Origin of the sequence: Streptomyces sp. Z423-1, from assembly GCF_013009255.1 — a bacterium.
Lineage (GTDB): Bacteria > Actinomycetota > Actinomycetes > Streptomycetales > Streptomycetaceae > Streptomyces > Streptomyces gossypiisoli.
Genome location: NZ_CP053109.1, coordinates 1,225,387 through 1,243,000, shown reverse-complemented (window position 1 = coordinate 1,243,000; position 17,614 = coordinate 1,225,387). Strand labels below are relative to the sequence as shown.

Genomic DNA, 17,614 nt, shown 5'->3' with positions numbered 1-17,614 from the left:
TTCAAAGACCCATCGGACAACGGTTGTGACAAACCCCGGCGACCGCTCGCGACGGCCCCGGGGCGCGGCCAACGCTGCAAAGGAGCGTCGACATGACATATGTACCACGGGCCCTCGCACGGCTGAGAGGTCGCGTATTCGGGCGGCGCGCGCCCGGCACGCACGCCCGCACCACCACGACCCCCAGGGTCCCGCCGGAGCCGACGAGGCGCCCGTCGCCGGAGATGTGGGCCGCGATCCTCGCCGGTGCGCGCCGCCGCAGGGCCGTGCACCGGTGGCCGTCCCAGGCGGCCGTCGTCGTGGAGCCGGAGACGAGCGCCTTGGTGCGCGCGTACGTGCTGCCTCCGGAGGAGCGCGCGAGTGCTCGCGGCACCGGCCGGGGAGGCGCAGTGGCGATGACGGCGTACAAGCCCAAGCTTCACGAGACCGTCGAGGACACCGCCGCCAGGAAGGTCGGCAAGGTGATGGGCTTCGAGGGCCCGTACGTGCAGCTGCGGCCTATCGGCGGCGGCCGGGAGTGGGACGCCAAGCCGGAGAACCTGAAGCCGGTCCCGGCCCGCGAGGCTCTCAGTGAGGGTGTCGCGGCCGCCAGCGCCCGCTCCAGGGGTGAGCTGTGATGACCGCGAACACCTCCCTCCCGATCGACATCCAGACCATGCGCGCCACCGCGCACCGGCTACTCGGGGACGACGCCGAACCGCCCAGCCCTGAGCAGTTGGAGACGCTCACGCTCCAGCTGCGCGGGCACATCGATCTCCTCAGTCCTGAGGTGGAGACGGCCGCGTTGAGGCTGCCGAGGTACTACCCGCCCCGCGACGGCGCGCTGACGTCCGTGTGGGTGGCGCGCAGGCTCCTGGAATCCGGTCCGCCTTCGGGTGCGGAGGAATACCGGGAGCTCGCCTACTGCCTTACCTTCCTGTGCGACCGCTATCAGGAGCTGAGCGGAAGCCCGGCTGGGCAGGGCGGGCCATGACCGCCCCCGCGACGGAGAGCGCGCCCCTGTCGGCCGAATGCACTCTCGCGAGCAACCCGGAATACCGGGGGCTGCACGGTGACTGTCGCCAGACGCAGGACATCCCGTTGCCCCACTCGATGGGCATCTTGCTCCAGCGCCGCTGCGGTTGCTCCTGCCACGCCTACAACTACAACTCACGGCCCGGAGCCTGAACGCCCGCCCCGGCATGAAGCGGCCCTACGGCGACCACCGGGTCACGGTCGCACCACGAGCGCCCGTCCCGTCGGAGGACCGCAAGCCTCCGGCGGGACGGGTCCCAAGACGTCCGCCCCGGCTCCCCAACCCTGGACAGGTCGAGCAGCCGGGGCGGGCCCTTCCGCACTACCACCGCAACCGAATCGAGGAGATCGTGAAGACAGCTCTGGACCGTGAAGCGTTCCCCCTCACCCCGCCCGGAGGCCGTATCCCCTACAGCGCGGAGGCACCGTCGGGGCAGCAGACCCGGCCGTGGGTGCTGCGCTTTGCCCGCGTTCCCGACTCCACTGGAGCCGTCCGCATCCCGACTCACACCTACGACCCCGACCGCCAGGTCAACGTCTCCTGCGACGGCGGCCTGCTGACGTGCATGGCGAACACGCACACCCCGACCGTGCCGGACGGCTCAACGACGAACCCGCCGCCGCTGGACGAGGGGCCGAAGGACTGATGACTGCACCCGTCCTCATCGTCGCCGCCTCCGACGACTGGCCCACGGACCGAGTCGTCGTCGAGCTGGAGCGTCGCGGAGTCGAGGTGTTCCGCATGGACACGGCCGACTTCCCGCAGCAGCTCGCCATGGCCGGAAGGATCGACCGGATGCGTGCGTGGACGGGCGACCTCACCACCGGGCACCGCACGGTGGAGCTGTCCCGGGTCGGCGCGGTCTACTACCGCGCCCCCGGGGCGTTCCGGTTACCTGAGGGGATGTCCGGCCCCGAGGAGAGGTTCGCCGCCGCCCAGGCCCGCGCCGGCCTCGGCGGTGTTCTGTCCGCGCTGGAATGCCGATGGGTCAACCACCCCACGGCCATGGCGCGCGCCGAGTACAAGCCCGTGCAGCTCGCTGCCGCGCGCGCGTGCGGTCTGCGCATACCTGCCACCCTCATCACCAACCGGCCCGAAGACGTGCTTGCCTTCGCCGCCAACGTTGGATCCGACATCGTGTGCAAGCCGGTCGCCTCACCCGTGCTGATCGAGGACGGTCAGCTCAAGACGGTGTACACGCGCCTCCTCACCCGGTCTGACCTGGCGGACCTGCGAGGCATCAGCACCACCGCCCACCTCTTCCAGGAGTGGATCACCAAGGACCACGAGGTGCGCCTGACCGTGGTCCGCGACCGGATGTTCGCCGCCGCCATCCACGCTGGCAGTGATGCCTCGCACGAGGACTGGCGCAGCGACTACGGCGCCCTGACCTACAGCGTCACGGCCGTGCCGGGGGAGGTTGCCGCCGGTATGCGGCGTCTGATGAACCGGCTACGGCTCCGCTACGGCGCGGCAGACTTCATCGTGGACCCCGAGGGGCATTGGACGTTCCTCGAAGTCAACCCGTGCGGTCAGTGGGACTGGATTCAAGGCGCGACCGGCCTGCCGATCGCCGAAGCCATCGCCGATGAGTTGCAAGGAGTTTCCTGATGGACTGGAAGGCGCTCGCGGCCGCGCTCGCGAGCAGGATCTCCTACGCGGGCTCGGACTGGTGGGTTCCAGTGAGCGAGACGCCACGGCACCTGATGGTCGAGCGCTGGTTCACCCCTGGCCCGCAGGGGTGGACCGTCGTGGAGGGCCCGTCCGATAAGGACGCATGGGCGACGGCCGCCTACTCCGACACGACGCTCGTGACCCGCATTGGCCCCATACATGCCGATCACGCCGCCGCGGGCCAGCCGGTCACCGGGCACCCCACCTCTTCGTCCACGCTTCCGAGCCTGGTCGTGACGATGCTGCGGCACGGCCACCTCAGCCCGGGTGTACGGCTGCTGGACCTGGCCACCGGCTCCGGCTACAGCGCGGCCCTGGCCTGCCAGCGGCTCGGTGACGACCTGGTGACGACGCTGGATGTCGACCCCTACCTCACCCAGGCCGCGGCGGAACGCCTCGACCGGATCGGCCAGCACCCCGAGGCCATCACCGCGGACGCCGACCGCGAACTGCCCGGCACGTACGACCGGATCGTGTCCATGGTGTCCGTGCCCCGCATCCCCGCGCACTGGCTGACCGCCCTCTCACCTGGCGGCCGCCTGGTCACGACCATCACGGGAACCGGGCTGATCATCACCGCCGACAAGACCGACGAAGGCGGCGCGATGGGACGCGTCGAGTGGGACCGGGCCGCGTTCATGGCCACCCGCGCCGGCGACGACTACCCGCCGTCGCTGAACAACCTCTTCACCACCGCCAGCACCGAAGAGGGCGAGGTCACTGTTTCACCGTTCCCGGTACTCGACGTGATGCAGGCGTGGGAGGTGTGGTCGATGCTCTCCCTGCTCGCGCCCGGCATCGAGCACCGCACTGGCACCGGAGACGACGGCAGCCGCATGACCTGGATGCTGCACCGGGACGGATCCTGGGCCCGCGCCCGCACCGAACCGGGCGAACGCACGACGACCGTCCACCAGGGCGGCCCGCGCCGCCTGTACGACATCCTCGAACAGATCCGATGGCAGTGGCTGGAACATGGCGAACTCCCCGTGTACGGAGCGAAAGTCACCATCACCCCCGATGGTGAGACCACCCTGTCACGCGGCGGGTGGACGGCCACGCTGTAACCACGACCTGGTCGTCGCTTCCGCGGCACACTGGAAGAAGGCGTCGAGGAAGGAGCCACCGCATGGACGACGAGCACCTGGAGGAATGGGCGGCCCGCCGTGAGCAGAGTCGTCCCGATGAAGGGGAGCGGCGCGCTACCCCGCTCGACGGCCAACCGGAGCGGGCCTCACACGTCGCCCCCCACGCACCGCGCGGCATCCAGGAATGGGACGGACACCAGTGGGTTCCGGCCGGAGTCGCCGAGGACTTGCCGGCCGCCGCCGGCGAAACCGGCCGCGATGCCCAGGCGCGCGCTGAACGGGTCCCGCTGCCGAAGTTCAGCAAGCTGCCTCCGCGGCCCGAGCCGTGGCGGCCGACCAAGGTCTTCCGCCGACCCGACAGCCCACAGTCCTGAACCGCTGCTACTGACTCGGCAGACCGGCCCCGCTCGTCTGCATCCCTCGTGGCGGAGGATGGGCGGGGCCTCGCTCTTGGGGCTAGTCGCCGTCGGTGGGAGCCTCCGGCTTCCGTTGGGCGACGAACGACCCGACGCCGGGCTTGGTGTAGATCAGGCCGTCATCGCGCAGCTGCCGGTGGACCTTCTGCCCGGTCGCCCCGGCGATCCCGAACTCCTGCTGCAACTGGATCACGGATGGGATGCGGGTGCGCTGCCGCCGGGGCCGCCGGGGTTGACCAGCAGCGGGGCCCTGGTACTTCTTCGCGGTGTGCGGGACGCGGGACAGGGCGAGGGTGATCTTCCGCCCGTCGGGGTTCGCGTGGTCGAGCGGTACCTGCACGGACGCGCACTGGAGTGTCGGATAGTCGGCGGTGCCGCACTTCTTCCAGGTCGGCTTCGCGAGGTGCGGGGCGCTGGCCTGAGCGGGGACGGCCGTGAACGTCCCGGCCACCACGAGGGCGGCGCCGCACAGCGCGGCTGCACGTTGCTTCATGGGGTCCTCCCAGGACGGAGGGTCGCGGACCGCGAGTCCCGCGGTCCTCGCCGCATCGTCCCGGAAAGAGCACCCGGAGGAATGCGTTCTGCCAGTTCTTGACCCGATTGGGTCGCGAGGTGCGCTCGAACGCTCTCAGATCAGCGACAGTTGGGTCTGCTCGGGCATCGCCGCTGGGGCAGGCTCCGGCTCCCGGATCCGGCGGGGCATCGCCGCGCGCGTGGGGCCCATGTCGTACTCCTGGGCGAGCTCGTGCACCTGACGGGTGATCCGGCGCTGGTACCACTTCGGGGCGTAGGCGCCGTCGGCGTACAGCCGCTCGTAGCGGCCCACCAGGTGCGGGTGCTCACGGCCGAGCCAGGCCATGAACCACTCGCGCGCCCCCGGACGCAGATGCAGCACCAGCGGGGTGACGGAGGTGGCCCCGGAGGCCGCGATCGCCCGCACGGTGGCCCGCAGTTGCGCCGGTTGGTCGCTCAGGAACGGGATCACCGGCGCCATCAGCACCCCGCAGCCGATGCCGTGCTCGCCGAGCGTCCGTACCACGTCCAGGCGCCGCTCCGGCGCGGGTGTGCCCGGCTCCACGGTGCGCCACAGCTGGGGGTCGGTGAAGCCGACCGAGACGGATATGCCGACATCCGTCACCTGGGCCGCCTGCGTCAGCAGCTCCAGGTCGCGCAGGATGAGCGTCCCCTTGGTCAGGATGGAGAAGGGGTTCGCGTGGTCGCGCAGGGCGGCCAGGATGCCCGGCATCAGCCGGTAGCGGCCCTCGGCGCGCTGGTAGCAGTCGACGTTGGTGCCCATCGCGATGTGCTCGCCCTGCCAGCGGCGTGAGCCGAGCTGGCGGCGCAGCAGCTCCGGCGCGTTCACCTTCACCACGATCTGCGAGTCGAAGCCGAGGCCGGTGTCGAGGTCCAGATAGCTGTGGGTCTTGCGGGCGAAGCAGTACACGCACGCGTGCGTGCAGCCGCGATAGGGATTCACCGTCCACTCGAAGGGCATGCGGGAGGCCCCCGGCACCCGGTTGATGATCGACCGGGCCCGCACCTCGTGGAACGTGATGCCGGCGAACTCGGGGGTGTCGAAGGTACGAGTGATCACCGCGTCCGCGCCGAACAGCGCGGCGTCGGCCGGGCCGTCGCCGGATTCCAGGGTGAGGTTCTCCCAGCGCATGAGGCCTCCTCGGTAGCACTGGGCCCACAATAGAACATGTGTTCCCATGATCGTGCGAGCGTCACCTCCGATCGCATGACGAAACCCGATCGATCACTTCCGAGCCCCCGATTTGGCGGCCGGGGACCGGGGTGGTTGGCTTGCCCCAACCCCGAGAACTCAGGTGCTGGAGGAACTCAATGGCGCAGGTCGAGGCCACTACGGAACGGGTCGTCGCGGCGGACCCGGAGAAGGTGTTCGACACCCTCGCCGACTACAGCGGCACGCGCGCGACGCTGCTGCCCGAGCACTTCAGCGAGTACGAGGTGCGCGAGGGCGGCGACGGCGAGGGCACCCTCGTCCACTGGAAGCTGCAGGCCACCAGCAAGCGCGTCCGCGACTGCCTCCTGGAGGTCACCGAGCCGACCGACGGCGAGCTGGTCGAGAAGGACCGCAACTCCTCCATGGTCACGACCTGGCGGGTCACCCCGGCCGGCGAGGGCAAGTCCCGGGTCGTGGTGACCACCACCTGGACCGGCGCCGGTGGTATCGGCGGCTTCTTCGAGAAGACCTTCGCGCCCAAGGGGCTCGGCCGGATCTACGACGCGATCCTGGCCAAGCTCGCCGCCGAGGTGGAGAAGTAACCCAAGGGGTCACCCAAGAGGCCGCTCTCGAAAGGGTGTTGGCCTCTCACCGGTTCGAGTGGTCTCCGCGCCGGGCGGCATGATGCCGTAACTCGTCGCGCTTGTTGATGGTTGTCGCTTTTACGCGGGAATTGTGCAGCAGCGCGACGAGGGGAGCGTTACGTGGGCGGGACCACTCTGGTACAGGACGAACCGGTCGCCGCGGCGCCCCCGCGGCTCCCGGCGTCACCGCCCTCCCAGGTCGTCGAACTCGGCCCGCGCCGCGTGCGGTTGGTCTTCTTCGGGCTGATGCTCGCCCTGCTCCTCGCCGCCCTGGAGCAGATGATCGTCGCCACCGCGCTGCCGAAGATCGTCGGCGAACTGCACGGCCTGGACAAGATGTCCTGGGCGATCACCGCCTATCTGCTCACGGCCACCGTCGGACTGCCGATCTACGGCAAACTGGGCGACCTGCTGGGCCGCAAGGGCGTCTTCCAGTTCGCCATCGTCGTCTTCGTCGTCGGCTCCGCCCTCGCGGGCCGCGCCCAGACCATGGACCAGCTGATCGCCTTCCGCGCGGTGCAGGGCGTCGGCGCGGGCGGGCTCATGATCGGCGTCCAGGCGATCATCGCGGACATCGTGCCGCCCCGGCAGCGCGGCAAGTTCATGGGGCTGATCGGCGCCGCCTTCGGCCTCGCCTCCGTCGCCGGACCGCTGCTCGGCGGCTACTTCACCGACCACCTCTCCTGGCGCTGGTGCTTCTACATCAACGTGCCCTTCGGCCTGGTCACCATGGCCGTCGTCGCCGTCGTCCTCAAACTGCCCAAACCCGAGGCCAAGCCCCGGCTCGACATCCTCGGCGCGCTGCTGCTCACCGTGGCCTCCACCTGCCTGGTGCTGCTGACCAGCTGGGGCGGCACCGAGTACGCCTGGAACTCCCGTGTCATCCTCGGCCTGGCCGCCGCGGCCGTGGCCGCCACCGTGCTGTTCCTGGTCGCCGAGCACTTCGCCGCCGAACCCCTCATCCCGCTCAGGCTGTTCCGCGACTCCGTCTTCAACGTCACCGGCCTGGTGGGCCTGGTGGTCGGCGTCGCACTGTTCGGCGCCGCCAGCTACCTGCCGACCTTTCTGCAGATGGTGGACGGGGCCAGCGCCACCGAGTCCGGTCTGCTGATGCTGCCGATGATGGGCGGCATCGTCGGCGCGTCGATCATCTCCGGGCAGCTCATCAGCGCCACCGGCCGCTACAAGGCCCACCCGATCCTCGGCAGCGCCCTGTCCGTCGCCGGCATGTGGCTGCTCTCCCGGCTCGAAGCCGACACGCCCCGGATGCACTACAGCCTCTGGATGGCCGTACTCGGCGCCGGGATCGGCATGGTGATGCCGGTGCTGATCCTCGCCGTGCAGAACTCCGTGCGCCCCGCCGACCTCGGCACCGCCACCAGCGCCAACAACTACTTCCGCCAGATCGGCGGCAGCGTCGGCGCCGCCGTGTTCGGCACCCTGTTCGCCGACCGGCTCACCGACGCCCTCGCCGAGCAGCTGCCCCCGCGCGCGGGCGCCGCCCTGCCCGACGCCGAGTCCATCACCCCGCAGGCCGTCCACGCCTTGCCCCCGGCGCTGCGCGACGGCTACGTCCAGGCCTACGCCGACGCCATGCCGAGGATCTTCCTGTACCTCGTGCCCGTGCTCGTCGTCGGCCTGGTCCTGTCGTTCTTCCTCAAGGAGAAACCCCTGGTGACCCAGCACATCCCCGAGACGGACACCGCGCCGGTGAACGCCCCGATCCCGCAGGCCCGTTCGCCGTACGCCGCCGGAATCGCCGTCTGCGGCACGGTGCAGCACCCCGACGGAACCGTCGTCCCGCGCGCGGCCCTCACCCTCATCGACGTCGCCGGACAGCAGATCGGACGGGGCGCCAGCGGCGACGACGGGCGCTACGCGCTGGCCACGCCCGGCTCCGGTTCGTACGTCCTCATCGCGGCGGCGGGCGGGCACCAGCCGCAGGCCGTCTCCGTGACCGTCGGCGAGCGCCCCGTCGAACTGGACGTCGTCCTCGGCGGCGCCGGACGCCTCGCCGGGAGCGTCCGCACCGCCGACGGCACGCCCGTACGGGACGCCACGGTCACCCTCACCAACGTGCACGGCGAGGTCGTCGCCACCACCCGCAGCGGACGCGAGGGCGGCTACGTCATCACCGAACTGGTCGCCGGTGAGTACACCCTCGCCGCCAGCGCGCCCGCGTTCCGCCCCGCCGCCCTCCCCGTCACCGTCCAGGCCGCCCGCGAGACCCGGCAGGACATCGAACTCGCCGGCGGCGCCGTGCTGCGCGGCACGGTCCGGGCGAGCGGCGGACGGCCCGTGGAGGACGCGCGGGTGACCCTGCTGGACGCGGCCGGCAACGTCGTCGACACCCTCACCACCGGGCCCGACGGCGCGTTCCGGTTCGTCGACCTGTCCTCCGGCGAGTACACCGTCATCGCGGCCGGGTATCCGCCCGTGGCCACCGTGCTCCAAGTGGCGGGCGGGAGGCGCACCGAACGGGACCTCCTGCTGGGCCACGAGGACTGACCCTGCCCGGGGGCGCGCAACCGTGCGCCCGCGTGACCGGGGGCAGCAATTCCCGTATTGCCGCACATCGCGTAGGGGCCGCCCCGTACGGTGGTGACCCGGGGCACAGATCTTGCACAGTCGTGGGGAGAGAGGGCCTGGGCCATGGAGCGTGGCACCGACCTGGAAGCACCTCCCAGCCACCTGGCGGGGAGCGGTGCGCCGGCGGGACGTGTCCCGCTGGCCGTGGTCGTCGTGGACCGTGAGGGCCTGGTCTCCCACTGGAGCACCGGCGCGCGGCGGCTGTTCGGCACCGCCAAGGAGTCCGCGGTCGGCCGCCCGGTGAGCGACCTGCTGCCCGTCTCCGGTGCGCTGCCCGAGGACCAGGAGGACTCGCCGTACGGGCCCTACGGGGCGTACGACGGGCTCGGCCCGGACCTCGGGGCCTCCATCGACGGTGGGCTGTCCTACCCGGCGGCGGGCAGCGCCCGCATCACCGTGCCCGACGACGACCGGGTCGACGTGCTGTGGTGGGCGTACCCGCTGGTGGGTCCCGGCGGTCAGCGGCTGCTGGTGCTCGCCGCCGACGCCGCCGCACTGCGCCCGCACCCGACGGACGAGGACACGGCCGTCGAGCGGATCGCGCCCGCCTTCGCCCTGCACACCGACTTCCCCGGCGCCGACGAACTGGCCCGCCGGCTCCCCGAGATCCTGCCCAGCATGAGCGTCGAGGAGAGCGCCCGGATCGTCGGGCAGGTCCTCGAACTGGGCTACCCGATCCTGGAGTTCAGCCAGAACGACCGCGTGCCCGTCACCCCCGACTGGGGTGTGCCCCGGCGTGCCGAGCGCAAGGCGCGGCGCGAGCGGCTCGTCCGGGCCATGGCCGCGGGGGAGCCCGTACCGGAGGAACTCCAGGAGGAGGGCGAGGACCTCGAGTACGCGGCCGTACGGGAGCGTCTGGAGTTCCTCAACGAGGTCAGCGGGAAGATCGGCACCTCGCTCGATCTGGCGCGGACGATCGTCGAGGTCAGCAAGGCGGTCGTACCGCGCTTCACCGATGTCGCGGGCACCTATCTGCGCGAACAGGTCGTCGCCGGCGAGGGCTTCCCGGACGGTGTTCCGGACACCACCACCATGTGGCACCGGGTGGCCGTCGAGCACACCGACGAACCCGGCCGCTGGGACGACGTCGTCCCCGTCGGCGAGGCCATGCCGTTCCCGGCGCACACGCCGTTCTTCCAGTGCATGACCACCGGCGAACCCGTCCTCGTGCCCCGGATCAGCGAGCAGATGGGCCACGCCATCGCCTCGCAGTTCGAGAAGCGGGACATCCGGCCGCTGATCACCGGCCGCAGCATGCTCGTCGTACCGCTGAAGGCGCGCAACGTCGTGCTCGGCTTCATGATCCTACTGCGGCATCCGGAGCGCGCCGAGTTCAACGACATGGACCGCGTCACCGGCGCCGAACTCGCCGCCCGCGCGGGCCTCGTGCTCGACAACGCGCGCATGTACACCTTCCAGGAGAGCGTCGCCGAGACCCTCCAGGACAGCATGCTGCCGCACATCCCGCCGCGCATGGCGGGCTGCGACATCGCCACCCGCTATCTGCCCGGCACCCTGCTCGGGCGGGTCGGCGGCGACTGGTTCGACTCGGTGAAACTGCCCGGCGCGCGCACCGCGTTCGTCGTCGGCGACGTCATGGGGCACGGCCTCAACTCGGCCGCCATGATGGGCCAGTTGCGTACGGCCGTACAGACCATGGCCGCGCTCGACCTGCCGCCCGCCCAGCTGCTGCGCAACCTCGACGACCTAGCCCAGCGGCTCGGCGACACCTACCTCGCGACCTGCCTGTACGCCGTGTACGACCCGATCGCGAGCGAACTGCGCATCGCCAACGCGGGCCACATCCCGCCGGTGCTGGTCCGAGCCGAGGACGGGCGCAGCGACCTGCTCGACCTGCCCACGGGAGCGCCGATCGGCGTCGGCGGGGTGCCGTTCGAGGCGGTACGCGTGCGCGTGCAGCCCGGTGACCGGCTGGTGATGTGCACCGACGGGCTGGTCGAGATGCGCGGCGAGGACATCGGCGTCGGACTCGCCACGCTGTGCGAGTCGGCCGCACACCCGGCCGCGTCCATGGACGACGCCTGCGACACGATCATCCGCGCCCTCAACACCCGCGGCGGCCGCAAGGACGACGTGGCCCTGCTGATGGCCCGCCTCAACGGCATCGAGCCCGACGACGTCGCCGAATGGCGGTTCACCCGCGATGCGGCCGAGGTGGGCCGGGCCCGTGCGGTGGTCCGTGAGCAGCTGCACGAGTGGGGTCTGGCGAAGCTGGCCGAGAACGCCGAGCTGATGGTCAGTGAGCTGGTCACCAACGCCGTACGGCACTCGCACCGCGGGCCGGTCGAACTGCGTCTCGTGCGCGGCGACACCCTGCTGTGCGAGGTGGACGACGACGATCACGACCTGCCGACGCTGCTCAGCGCCGGGCCCGGCGACGAGACCGGGCGCGGACTGCGCGTGGTCAGTACCCTGGCGCGCGAGTGGGGCGCCAGCCGGACCGGTGCCGGCAAGACCGTCTGGTTCGAACTCACGCTGCCGCGCCGCTGATTCGCCCGGCCGGGGCGGCGTACGCCGGTCGAACGAGCCGTGAGGGTGTGCGTGTGTATGCGCCGTGTGCTTGTGACCGCGCCCCGGACGCGATAGACCGTACTGGCCCGTCACATGTGGCGGGAAAACGGCGTCGGACCTGGGGAGTTGGCCATGAGCGTGACAAGTCGGTACCGGGAGGCCTGGGAGGGGTTCTGGCGTGAGGCGCCCGGCGGGCAGGGCTCCGTGTTCTGGGACGCCGAGCCCGCGCTGACCGCCGGACGGCATGTCGCCCTGTTCGAGCCGCACCTGGCCGACCCCGGGCTGCCCCTGGTCGACCTGGGCTGCGGCAACGGCACCCAGACCCGTTTCCTGGCCGGCCGCTTCCCGCGCGTGGTCGGCGCCGATCTGTCCGCGGCGGCGCTCGCGCACGCCGAGCGGGCGGACCCGGCGGGGCAGGCGACGTACCGGGTGCTGGACGCCGCCGACAAGACCGAGACGGAGGCCCTGCGCGCGCAACTCGGCGACGCCAACGTGTACATGCGCGGCGTACTGCACCAGTGCGAGCCCGCCGACCGGCAGCCGCTGGTGGACGGGATCGCGACGCTGGTCGGCGAGCGCGGCCGGGTCTTCCTCGTCGAGCTCGCCGAGGCCGCCGGGCTCGTCCTGCGCGGCCTGGCGCAGAGCCCGGACGGGCCGCCCGCCAAGCTGGCCCCGGTCTTCCGGCACGGCATCGCGCCCGGCGAGGTCGCCGACGCCGCGGTGCCCGAGTTCCTGACCTCGGCGGGCCTCACCGTGCTGGCGAGCGGTGAGCTGCCGCTGACGACCACGGAGTCCGGTCCGGACGGCACCCGGATCGAGCTGCCGTCGAAGTGGCTGGTGGCGGGCCGCACCGGGTGACGTGCGGTGCCGCACACCGACTGACCAGCCGGTGCCTCCCGGGATCCTGGTCGGCCGTCGCATCTCCGCGTAACGTGGCGCACCATGAAGATCCTCATCAGCGCCGACATGGAGGGCGCCACCGGTGTCACCTGGCCGGCCGACGTGCTGCCCGGAACACCCCAGTGGGAGCGCTGCCGGTCGATGTTCACCTCGGACGTGAACGCCGCCGCGCTCGGGTTCTACGACGGCGGCGCCGACGAGGTCCTCGTCAACGAGGCGCACTGGACCATGCGTAACCTGCTGCTGGAACAACTGGACGAGCGGGTGCAGATGCTCACCGGGCGGCACAAGTCGCTGTCGATGGTCGAGGGCGTGCAGCACGGGGACGTGGACGGAATCGCGTTCGTCGGCTACCACGCGGGGGCCGGCGCGGAGGGCGTCCTCGCGCACACCTACCTCGCCAACTCCATCACCGGCGTCTGGCTGAACGACGTGCGGGCCAGCGAGGGGCTGCTCAACGCCCATGTCGTCGCCGAGTACGGGGTGCCCGTGGTGCTGGTGACCGGCGACGACATCGCCTGCGAGGACGCGCTCGGGTACGCGCCCGAGGCGCTGAAGGTCGCCGTCAAGGACCACGTGTCGCGGTACGCGGCCGTGTGCCGTACGCCGGCCAGGACCGCCGCCGACATCCGGGCCGCGGCGAAGGAGGCGGCCTCGCTGGCGGTGCGGTACGAGCCGGTCGCCGCCGGCCCGCACACCGTCGCGGTCGAGTTCGACGCCGAGCACCTGGCCATGGCGGCGACCGTGGTGCCGGGCGTCGACCGGACCGGGGAGCGGAAGGTGGCGTACACCTGCGCGACCATGTACGAGGGGATCCGCACCTTCAAGGCGGTCACCACTGTCGTCTCGGCCGCCGTGGAGGAGCAGTATGGCTGATCAGCGCGCGCTGGACGAGGTCGTCCAGTTCACTTCCGATCTCATTCGCATCGACACCACCAACCGGGGTGGCGGCGACTGCCAGGAGCGGCCCGCCGCCGAGTACGCGGCGGAGCGGCTGGCCGGGGCGGGACTTGAGCCCACGCTCCTGGAACGCACCAAGGGCCGCACCAACGTGGTCGCCCGCATCGAGGGCACCGACCCGGAAGCCGACGCGCTGCTCGTGCACGGGCATCTCGACGTCGTGCCCGCCGAGGCCGCCGACTGGAGCGTGCACCCGTTCTCCGGAGAGGTCCGCGACGGGGTCGTCTGGGGCCGGGGCGCGGTCGACATGAAGAACATGGACGCGATGATCCTCGCCGTCGTGCGGTCCTGGGCCCGGGAGGGCGTACGGCCCCGGCGGGACCTCGTCATCGCGTTCACCGCGGACGAGGAGGCCAGCGCCGAGGACGGGTCCGGCTTCCTCGCCGACAAGCACGCCCCGCTGTTCGAGGGCTGCACCGAAGGCGTCAGCGAGTCCGGGGCGTTCACCTTCCACGACGGGGCGGGCCGCGAGATCTACCCGATCGCGGCCGGTGAGCGCGGCACGGGCTGGCTGAAGCTGACCGCGCGCGGGCGCGCCGGGCACGGCTCCAAGGTGAACCGCGAGAACGCGGTGACCCGGCTGGCCGCCGCCGTCGCGCGGATCGGCGCGCACGAGTGGCCGCTCCGGCTCACCCCGACCGTACGGGCGGCGCTCACCGAACTCGCCGCGCTGTACGGCATCGACACCGACCTCAAGGACGTCGACCGGCTGCTGGAGAAGCTCGGCCCGGCCGCCAAGCTCGTCGAGGCCACCGTCCGCAACAGCGCCAACCCGACCATGCTGGACGCCGGTTACAAGATCAACGTCATTCCGGGCGAGGCCGTGGCGTACGTCGACGGACGCTATCTGCCGGGCGGGGAGCAGGAGTTCCGCGACACCCTCGACCTGCTCACCGGGCCGGACGTGGACTGGGAGTTCGACCATCGCGAGGTCGCGCTGCAGGCGCCGGTCGACTCGCCGACGTACGCCAGGATGCGGGCCGCAGTCCAGGAGTTCGCGCCCGAGGGGCACGTCGTGCCGTACTGCATGTCCGGTGGCACCGACGCCAAGCAGTTCTCGCGGCTCGGCATCACCGGCTACGGCTTCGCGCCGCTGAAGCTGCCCGAGGGCCTCGACTACCAGGCCCTCTTCCACGGCGTCGACGAGCGCGTGCCCGTCGAGGCGCTGCACTTCGGCGTCCGCGTCCTCGACCGCTTCCTGCGGGACGCCTGACCACATGGGGGAGAACGTGCAGACCCTGCCGTACGGTTCCTGGCCCTCGCCCATCGACGCGGCCCTCGCCGCCGCGCACGACGGGCACCCGGAGTTCGTGGGCTTCGTCGGCGACGAGGCGTGGTGGACCGAGCCACGGCCCACCGAGGGCGGCCGGCGCACGCTGGTGCGGCGGCACGCCGACGGGACGGAGGAGTCCGTGCTGCCCGCGCCGTGGAACGTGCGCAGCCGGGTCATCGAGTACGGCGGACAGCCCTGGGCCGGTGCCCTCGTCGACGGGCGCCCGGTCGTGGTCTTCGTGCACTTCGCCGACCAGCGGCTGTACCGGTACGAGGAGGGCGGCGAGCCGCGTCCGCTCACCCCCGTGTCGCCGGTGGGCGGCGGGCTGCGGTGGGTGGATCCGCAGCTGCGGGTGGAGCGCGGCGAAGTGTGGTGCGTCCTGGAGGAGTTCACCGGCGACGGACCCACCGACGTGCGGCGCGTCCTGGCCGCCGTGCCGCTGGACGGCTCCGCCGCCGAGGACCGGGACGCCGTACGCGAACTCACCGGCGCCCGGCACCGGTTCGTCACCGGGCCCCGCCTCTCGCCCGACGGGCGGCACGCGGTGTGGCTGGCCTGGGACCATCCCCGGATGCCGTGGGACGGTACGGAACTGGTGTTCGCCGAGGTCACGGACGACGGCACGCTCACCGCGCCCCGCACGGTCGCCGGCGGCCCCGAGGAGGCCATCGCGCAGGCGGACTTCGCCGCCGACGGCTCCCTGCTGTACGTCAGCGACCGCACCGGCTGGTGGAACCTGTACCGCGACGGTGAGCCGCTGTGCCCGCGCGAGGAGGAGTTCGGCGGGCCACTGTGGCGCATCGGCCACCGCTGGTTCGCGCCGCTGGACAGCGGGCTCGTCGCCGTCGTGCACGGCCGCGGCGCCACCGCCCTCGGCATCCTCGACCCCGAGACCGGCGAGGTCGTCGACGCGGCCGGACCCTGGACCGAGTTCGCGCCCGCCCTCGCGGTGCACGGCGAGCGGGTGGTCGCCGTCGGCGCCAGCCCGCGCAGCGCCTACGAGGTGGTCGAACTGGACGCCCGTACCGGCCGTGCGAGGGTGATCGGCGCCGAACACGACGACGTGGTCGACCCGGCGTACTACCCCGAACCCCAGATCCGCACCTTCACCGGACCCGCCGGACGCGAGATCCACGCGCACGTCTACCCGCCGCACCACCCCGGCTGCACCCCGCCCGGCGCCGAGCTGCCGCCGTACGTCGTCTGGGCGCACGGCGGCCCGACCGGCCGCGCCCCGCTCGTCCTCGACCTCCAGATCGCCTACTTCACCTCGCGCGGCATCGGGGTCGCCGAGGTCAACTACGGCGGCTCGACCGGCTACGGGCGGGAGTACCGGAACCGGCTGCGCGAGCAGTGGGGCGTCGTCGACGTCGAGGACTGCGCGGCCGTCGCGCTGGCCCTCGCCGAGGAGGGCACCGCCGACCGCGACCGGCTCGCCGTGCGCGGCGGCAGCGCGGGCGGCTGGACCACGGCCGCGTCGCTCGCCATGACCGACGTCTACGCCTGCGGCACGATCATCTACCCGATCCTCGATCTCACCGGCTGGGCGTCCGGCGAGACCCACGACTTCGAGTCGCAGTACCTGGAGAGCCTGGTCGGACCACTCGCCGAGGTGCCCGGGCGGTACGCGGAACGCTCGCCCGCCGAGCACGCCGACCGGATCACCGCACCCTTCCTGCTGCTCCAAGGCCTGGACGACGTGATCTGCCCGCCCACCCAGTGCGAGCGGTTCCTCGCACGGATGGAGGGGCGGCGCGTACCGCACGCGTACATCGCGTTCGAGGGCGAGGGGCACGGGTTCCGGCGGGCCGACACCATGATCCGCGCACTGGAGGCGGAACTCTCCCTGTACGCCCAGGTGTTCGGGCTCAATCCGCCCGGTGTCCCCACGCTGGAGCTGGCCAAGTGAAGCAGCTGGTACGACCGCCCCGGCTGGCCTCCGGGGCCCGGGTGGCCGTCGTCGCGCCGAGCGGGCCGGTGCCCGAGGAACGGTTGCAAGCAGGGCTCGACGTGCTGCGCGGCTGGGACCTCGACCCGGTGGTGGCACCGCATGTGCTGGACCGGCACGGTGAGTTCGACTACCTGGCGGGCACGGACGCCGACCGGGCCGCCGACTTCCAGGCCGCCTGGTGCGATCCGTCCGTGGCCGCCGTGCTGTGCGCCCGCGGCGGGTACGGGGCGCAGCGGATGGTCGACCTGCTCGACTGGGACGCCCTGCGGGCGGCCGGGCCGAAGGTGCTCGTCGGCTTCAGCGACATCACCGCGCTGCACGAGGCCTTCGCCACCCGGCTCGGCCTGGTCACTCTGCACGGGCCGATGGCGGCCGGCGTCGACTTCCTCAAGAACGCCCGGGCACAGGACCATCTGAAGGCCACCCTGTTCGCGCCGGAGACGGTCCGCACCATCGCCGCCGGTGGCGGCGCGCTGGTGCCCGGGCGGGCGCGGGGCGTCACGCTCGGCGGCTGTGTGAGCCTGCTCGCGGCCGATCTCGGCACGCCGTACGCCCGCGGCGGGGCCCGTGGCGGGCTGCTGATGATCGAGGACGTGGGGGAGGAGGCGTACCGTCTCGACCGGATCCTGACCCAGCTGCTGCGCGCCGGTTGGCTCGACGGGGTCGCCGGGATCGCCCTCGGCTCGTGGCTCGACTGCGGTCCGTACGACAAGCTGCGCCGGGTGTTCGCCGACCGGCTGGGCGGGCTCGGGGTGCCGGTGGTGGAGGAGTTCGGGTTCGGGCACTGCGAAGGGGCGTTGACGATTCCGTTCGGGGCGCGGGCGGAGCTGGACGCGGAGGCGGGGACGCTGACGCTGGAGGAGCCCGCGTTGCGCTGAGAGAGTC

16 protein-coding genes and 1 pseudogene are annotated in these 17,614 nt (G+C 72.0%); 14 read left to right on the top strand and 3 right to left on the bottom strand.

Annotated features, from left to right (window positions below):
• The first annotated feature begins 92 nt into the window (after positions 1-92).
• The 6 genes from HJD23_RS44930 to HJD23_RS05710 all read left to right on the top strand — a co-directional run bounded on the left by HJD23_RS44930 (position 93) and on the right by HJD23_RS05710 (position 4,151).
• On the top strand, positions 93-617 hold the full coding sequence (locus HJD23_RS44930; RefSeq protein ID WP_332112088.1) for a hypothetical protein: 525 nt from the start codon (positions 93-95) through the stop codon (positions 615-617).
• Positions 617-973, top strand: a complete 357-nt coding sequence (locus HJD23_RS05730; RefSeq protein ID WP_171109421.1) for a DUF6415 family natural product biosynthesis protein — start codon at positions 617-619, stop codon at positions 971-973. The genes HJD23_RS44930 and HJD23_RS05730 overlap by 1 nt, the downstream gene beginning before the upstream one ends.
• 391 nt (positions 974-1,364) lie before the next feature.
• Positions 1,365-1,661 carry a putative ATP-grasp-modified RiPP gene (gene tgmA, locus HJD23_RS05725; protein WP_171109422.1) on the top strand — a complete coding sequence of 99 codons (297 nt, stop codon included), beginning with the start codon at positions 1,365-1,367 and terminating at the stop codon, positions 1,659-1,661.
• On the top strand, positions 1,661-2,626 hold the full coding sequence (gene tgmB, locus HJD23_RS05720) for an ATP-grasp ribosomal peptide maturase (RefSeq protein WP_171109423.1): 966 nt from the start codon (positions 1,661-1,663) through the stop codon (positions 2,624-2,626). The genes tgmA and tgmB overlap by 1 nt, the downstream gene beginning before the upstream one ends.
• Positions 2,626-3,756, top strand: a complete 1,131-nt coding sequence (locus HJD23_RS05715) for a protein-L-isoaspartate(D-aspartate) O-methyltransferase (RefSeq protein ID WP_171109424.1) — start codon at positions 2,626-2,628, stop codon at positions 3,754-3,756. Before tgmB ends, HJD23_RS05715 begins: the two co-directional genes overlap by 1 nt.
• 62 nt (positions 3,757-3,818) lie before the next feature.
• The gene (locus tag HJD23_RS05710; protein ID WP_171109425.1) at positions 3,819-4,151 is read left to right on the top strand and encodes a DUF6087 family protein; all 333 of its coding nucleotides are present in this window, start codon (positions 3,819-3,821) and stop codon (positions 4,149-4,151) included.
• Between the two features lie 82 nt (positions 4,152-4,233).
• Here HJD23_RS05710 and HJD23_RS05705 read toward each other — a convergent pair whose 3' ends face one another.
• The 3 genes and pseudogenes from HJD23_RS05705 to HJD23_RS05695 form a co-directional block, all read right to left on the bottom strand.
• The gene (locus HJD23_RS05705) at positions 4,234-4,386 is read right to left on the bottom strand and encodes a hypothetical protein (RefSeq protein WP_180686899.1); all 153 of its coding nucleotides are present in this window, start codon (positions 4,384-4,386) and stop codon (positions 4,234-4,236) included.
• 17 nt (positions 4,387-4,403) lie between these two features.
• Positions 4,404-4,686 (bottom strand): annotated as a pseudogene (locus HJD23_RS05700) (alpha/beta hydrolase); the annotation flags it as partial.
• Between the two features lie 135 nt (positions 4,687-4,821).
• Entirely contained in the window at positions 4,822-5,859 is a 1,038-nt protein-coding gene (locus HJD23_RS05695) for an Rv2578c family radical SAM protein (RefSeq protein ID WP_171109426.1), read from the bottom strand.
• A gap of 179 nt (positions 5,860-6,038) precedes the next feature.
• Here HJD23_RS05695 and HJD23_RS05690 point away from each other — a divergent pair, with 179 nt between their 5' ends.
• The 8 genes from HJD23_RS05690 (at position 6,039) to HJD23_RS05655 (ending at position 17,607) form a co-directional block, all read left to right on the top strand.
• Entirely contained in the window at positions 6,039-6,482 is a 444-nt protein-coding gene (locus tag HJD23_RS05690; RefSeq protein ID WP_141307564.1) for an SRPBCC family protein, read from the top strand.
• Between the two features lie 162 nt (positions 6,483-6,644).
• Positions 6,645-9,032 carry an MFS transporter gene (locus HJD23_RS05685; RefSeq protein WP_171109427.1) on the top strand — a complete coding sequence of 796 codons (2,388 nt, stop codon included), beginning with the start codon at positions 6,645-6,647 and terminating at the stop codon, positions 9,030-9,032.
• Between the two features lie 144 nt (positions 9,033-9,176).
• A complete protein-coding gene (locus HJD23_RS05680; protein WP_171109428.1) occupies positions 9,177-11,624 on the top strand; it encodes a SpoIIE family protein phosphatase in 2,448 nt (815 codons plus the stop codon).
• 153 nt (positions 11,625-11,777) lie between these two features.
• Positions 11,778-12,503, top strand: a complete 726-nt coding sequence (locus tag HJD23_RS05675; protein WP_171109429.1) for a class I SAM-dependent methyltransferase — start codon at positions 11,778-11,780, stop codon at positions 12,501-12,503.
• 84 nt (positions 12,504-12,587) lie between these two features.
• Positions 12,588-13,421 (top strand): M55 family metallopeptidase, encoded by an 834-nt coding sequence (locus HJD23_RS05670; RefSeq protein ID WP_171109430.1) that lies wholly within the window; start codon positions 12,588-12,590, stop codon positions 13,419-13,421.
• Positions 13,414-14,718: a M20/M25/M40 family metallo-hydrolase gene (locus HJD23_RS05665; protein ID WP_171109431.1), complete on the top strand. Its 1,305-nt coding sequence runs from the start codon at positions 13,414-13,416 to the stop codon at positions 14,716-14,718. Before HJD23_RS05670 ends, HJD23_RS05665 begins: the two co-directional genes overlap by 8 nt.
• A gap of 4 nt (positions 14,719-14,722) precedes the next feature.
• Complete coding sequence (locus HJD23_RS05660) at positions 14,723-16,687, top strand: prolyl oligopeptidase family serine peptidase (protein WP_171109432.1); 1,965 nt, start codon at positions 14,723-14,725, stop codon at positions 16,685-16,687.
• The gene (locus HJD23_RS05655) at positions 16,684-17,607 is read left to right on the top strand and encodes an LD-carboxypeptidase (RefSeq protein WP_171109433.1); all 924 of its coding nucleotides are present in this window, start codon (positions 16,684-16,686) and stop codon (positions 17,605-17,607) included. Before HJD23_RS05660 ends, HJD23_RS05655 begins: the two co-directional genes overlap by 4 nt.
• Positions 17,608-17,614: the final 7 nt, after the last annotated feature.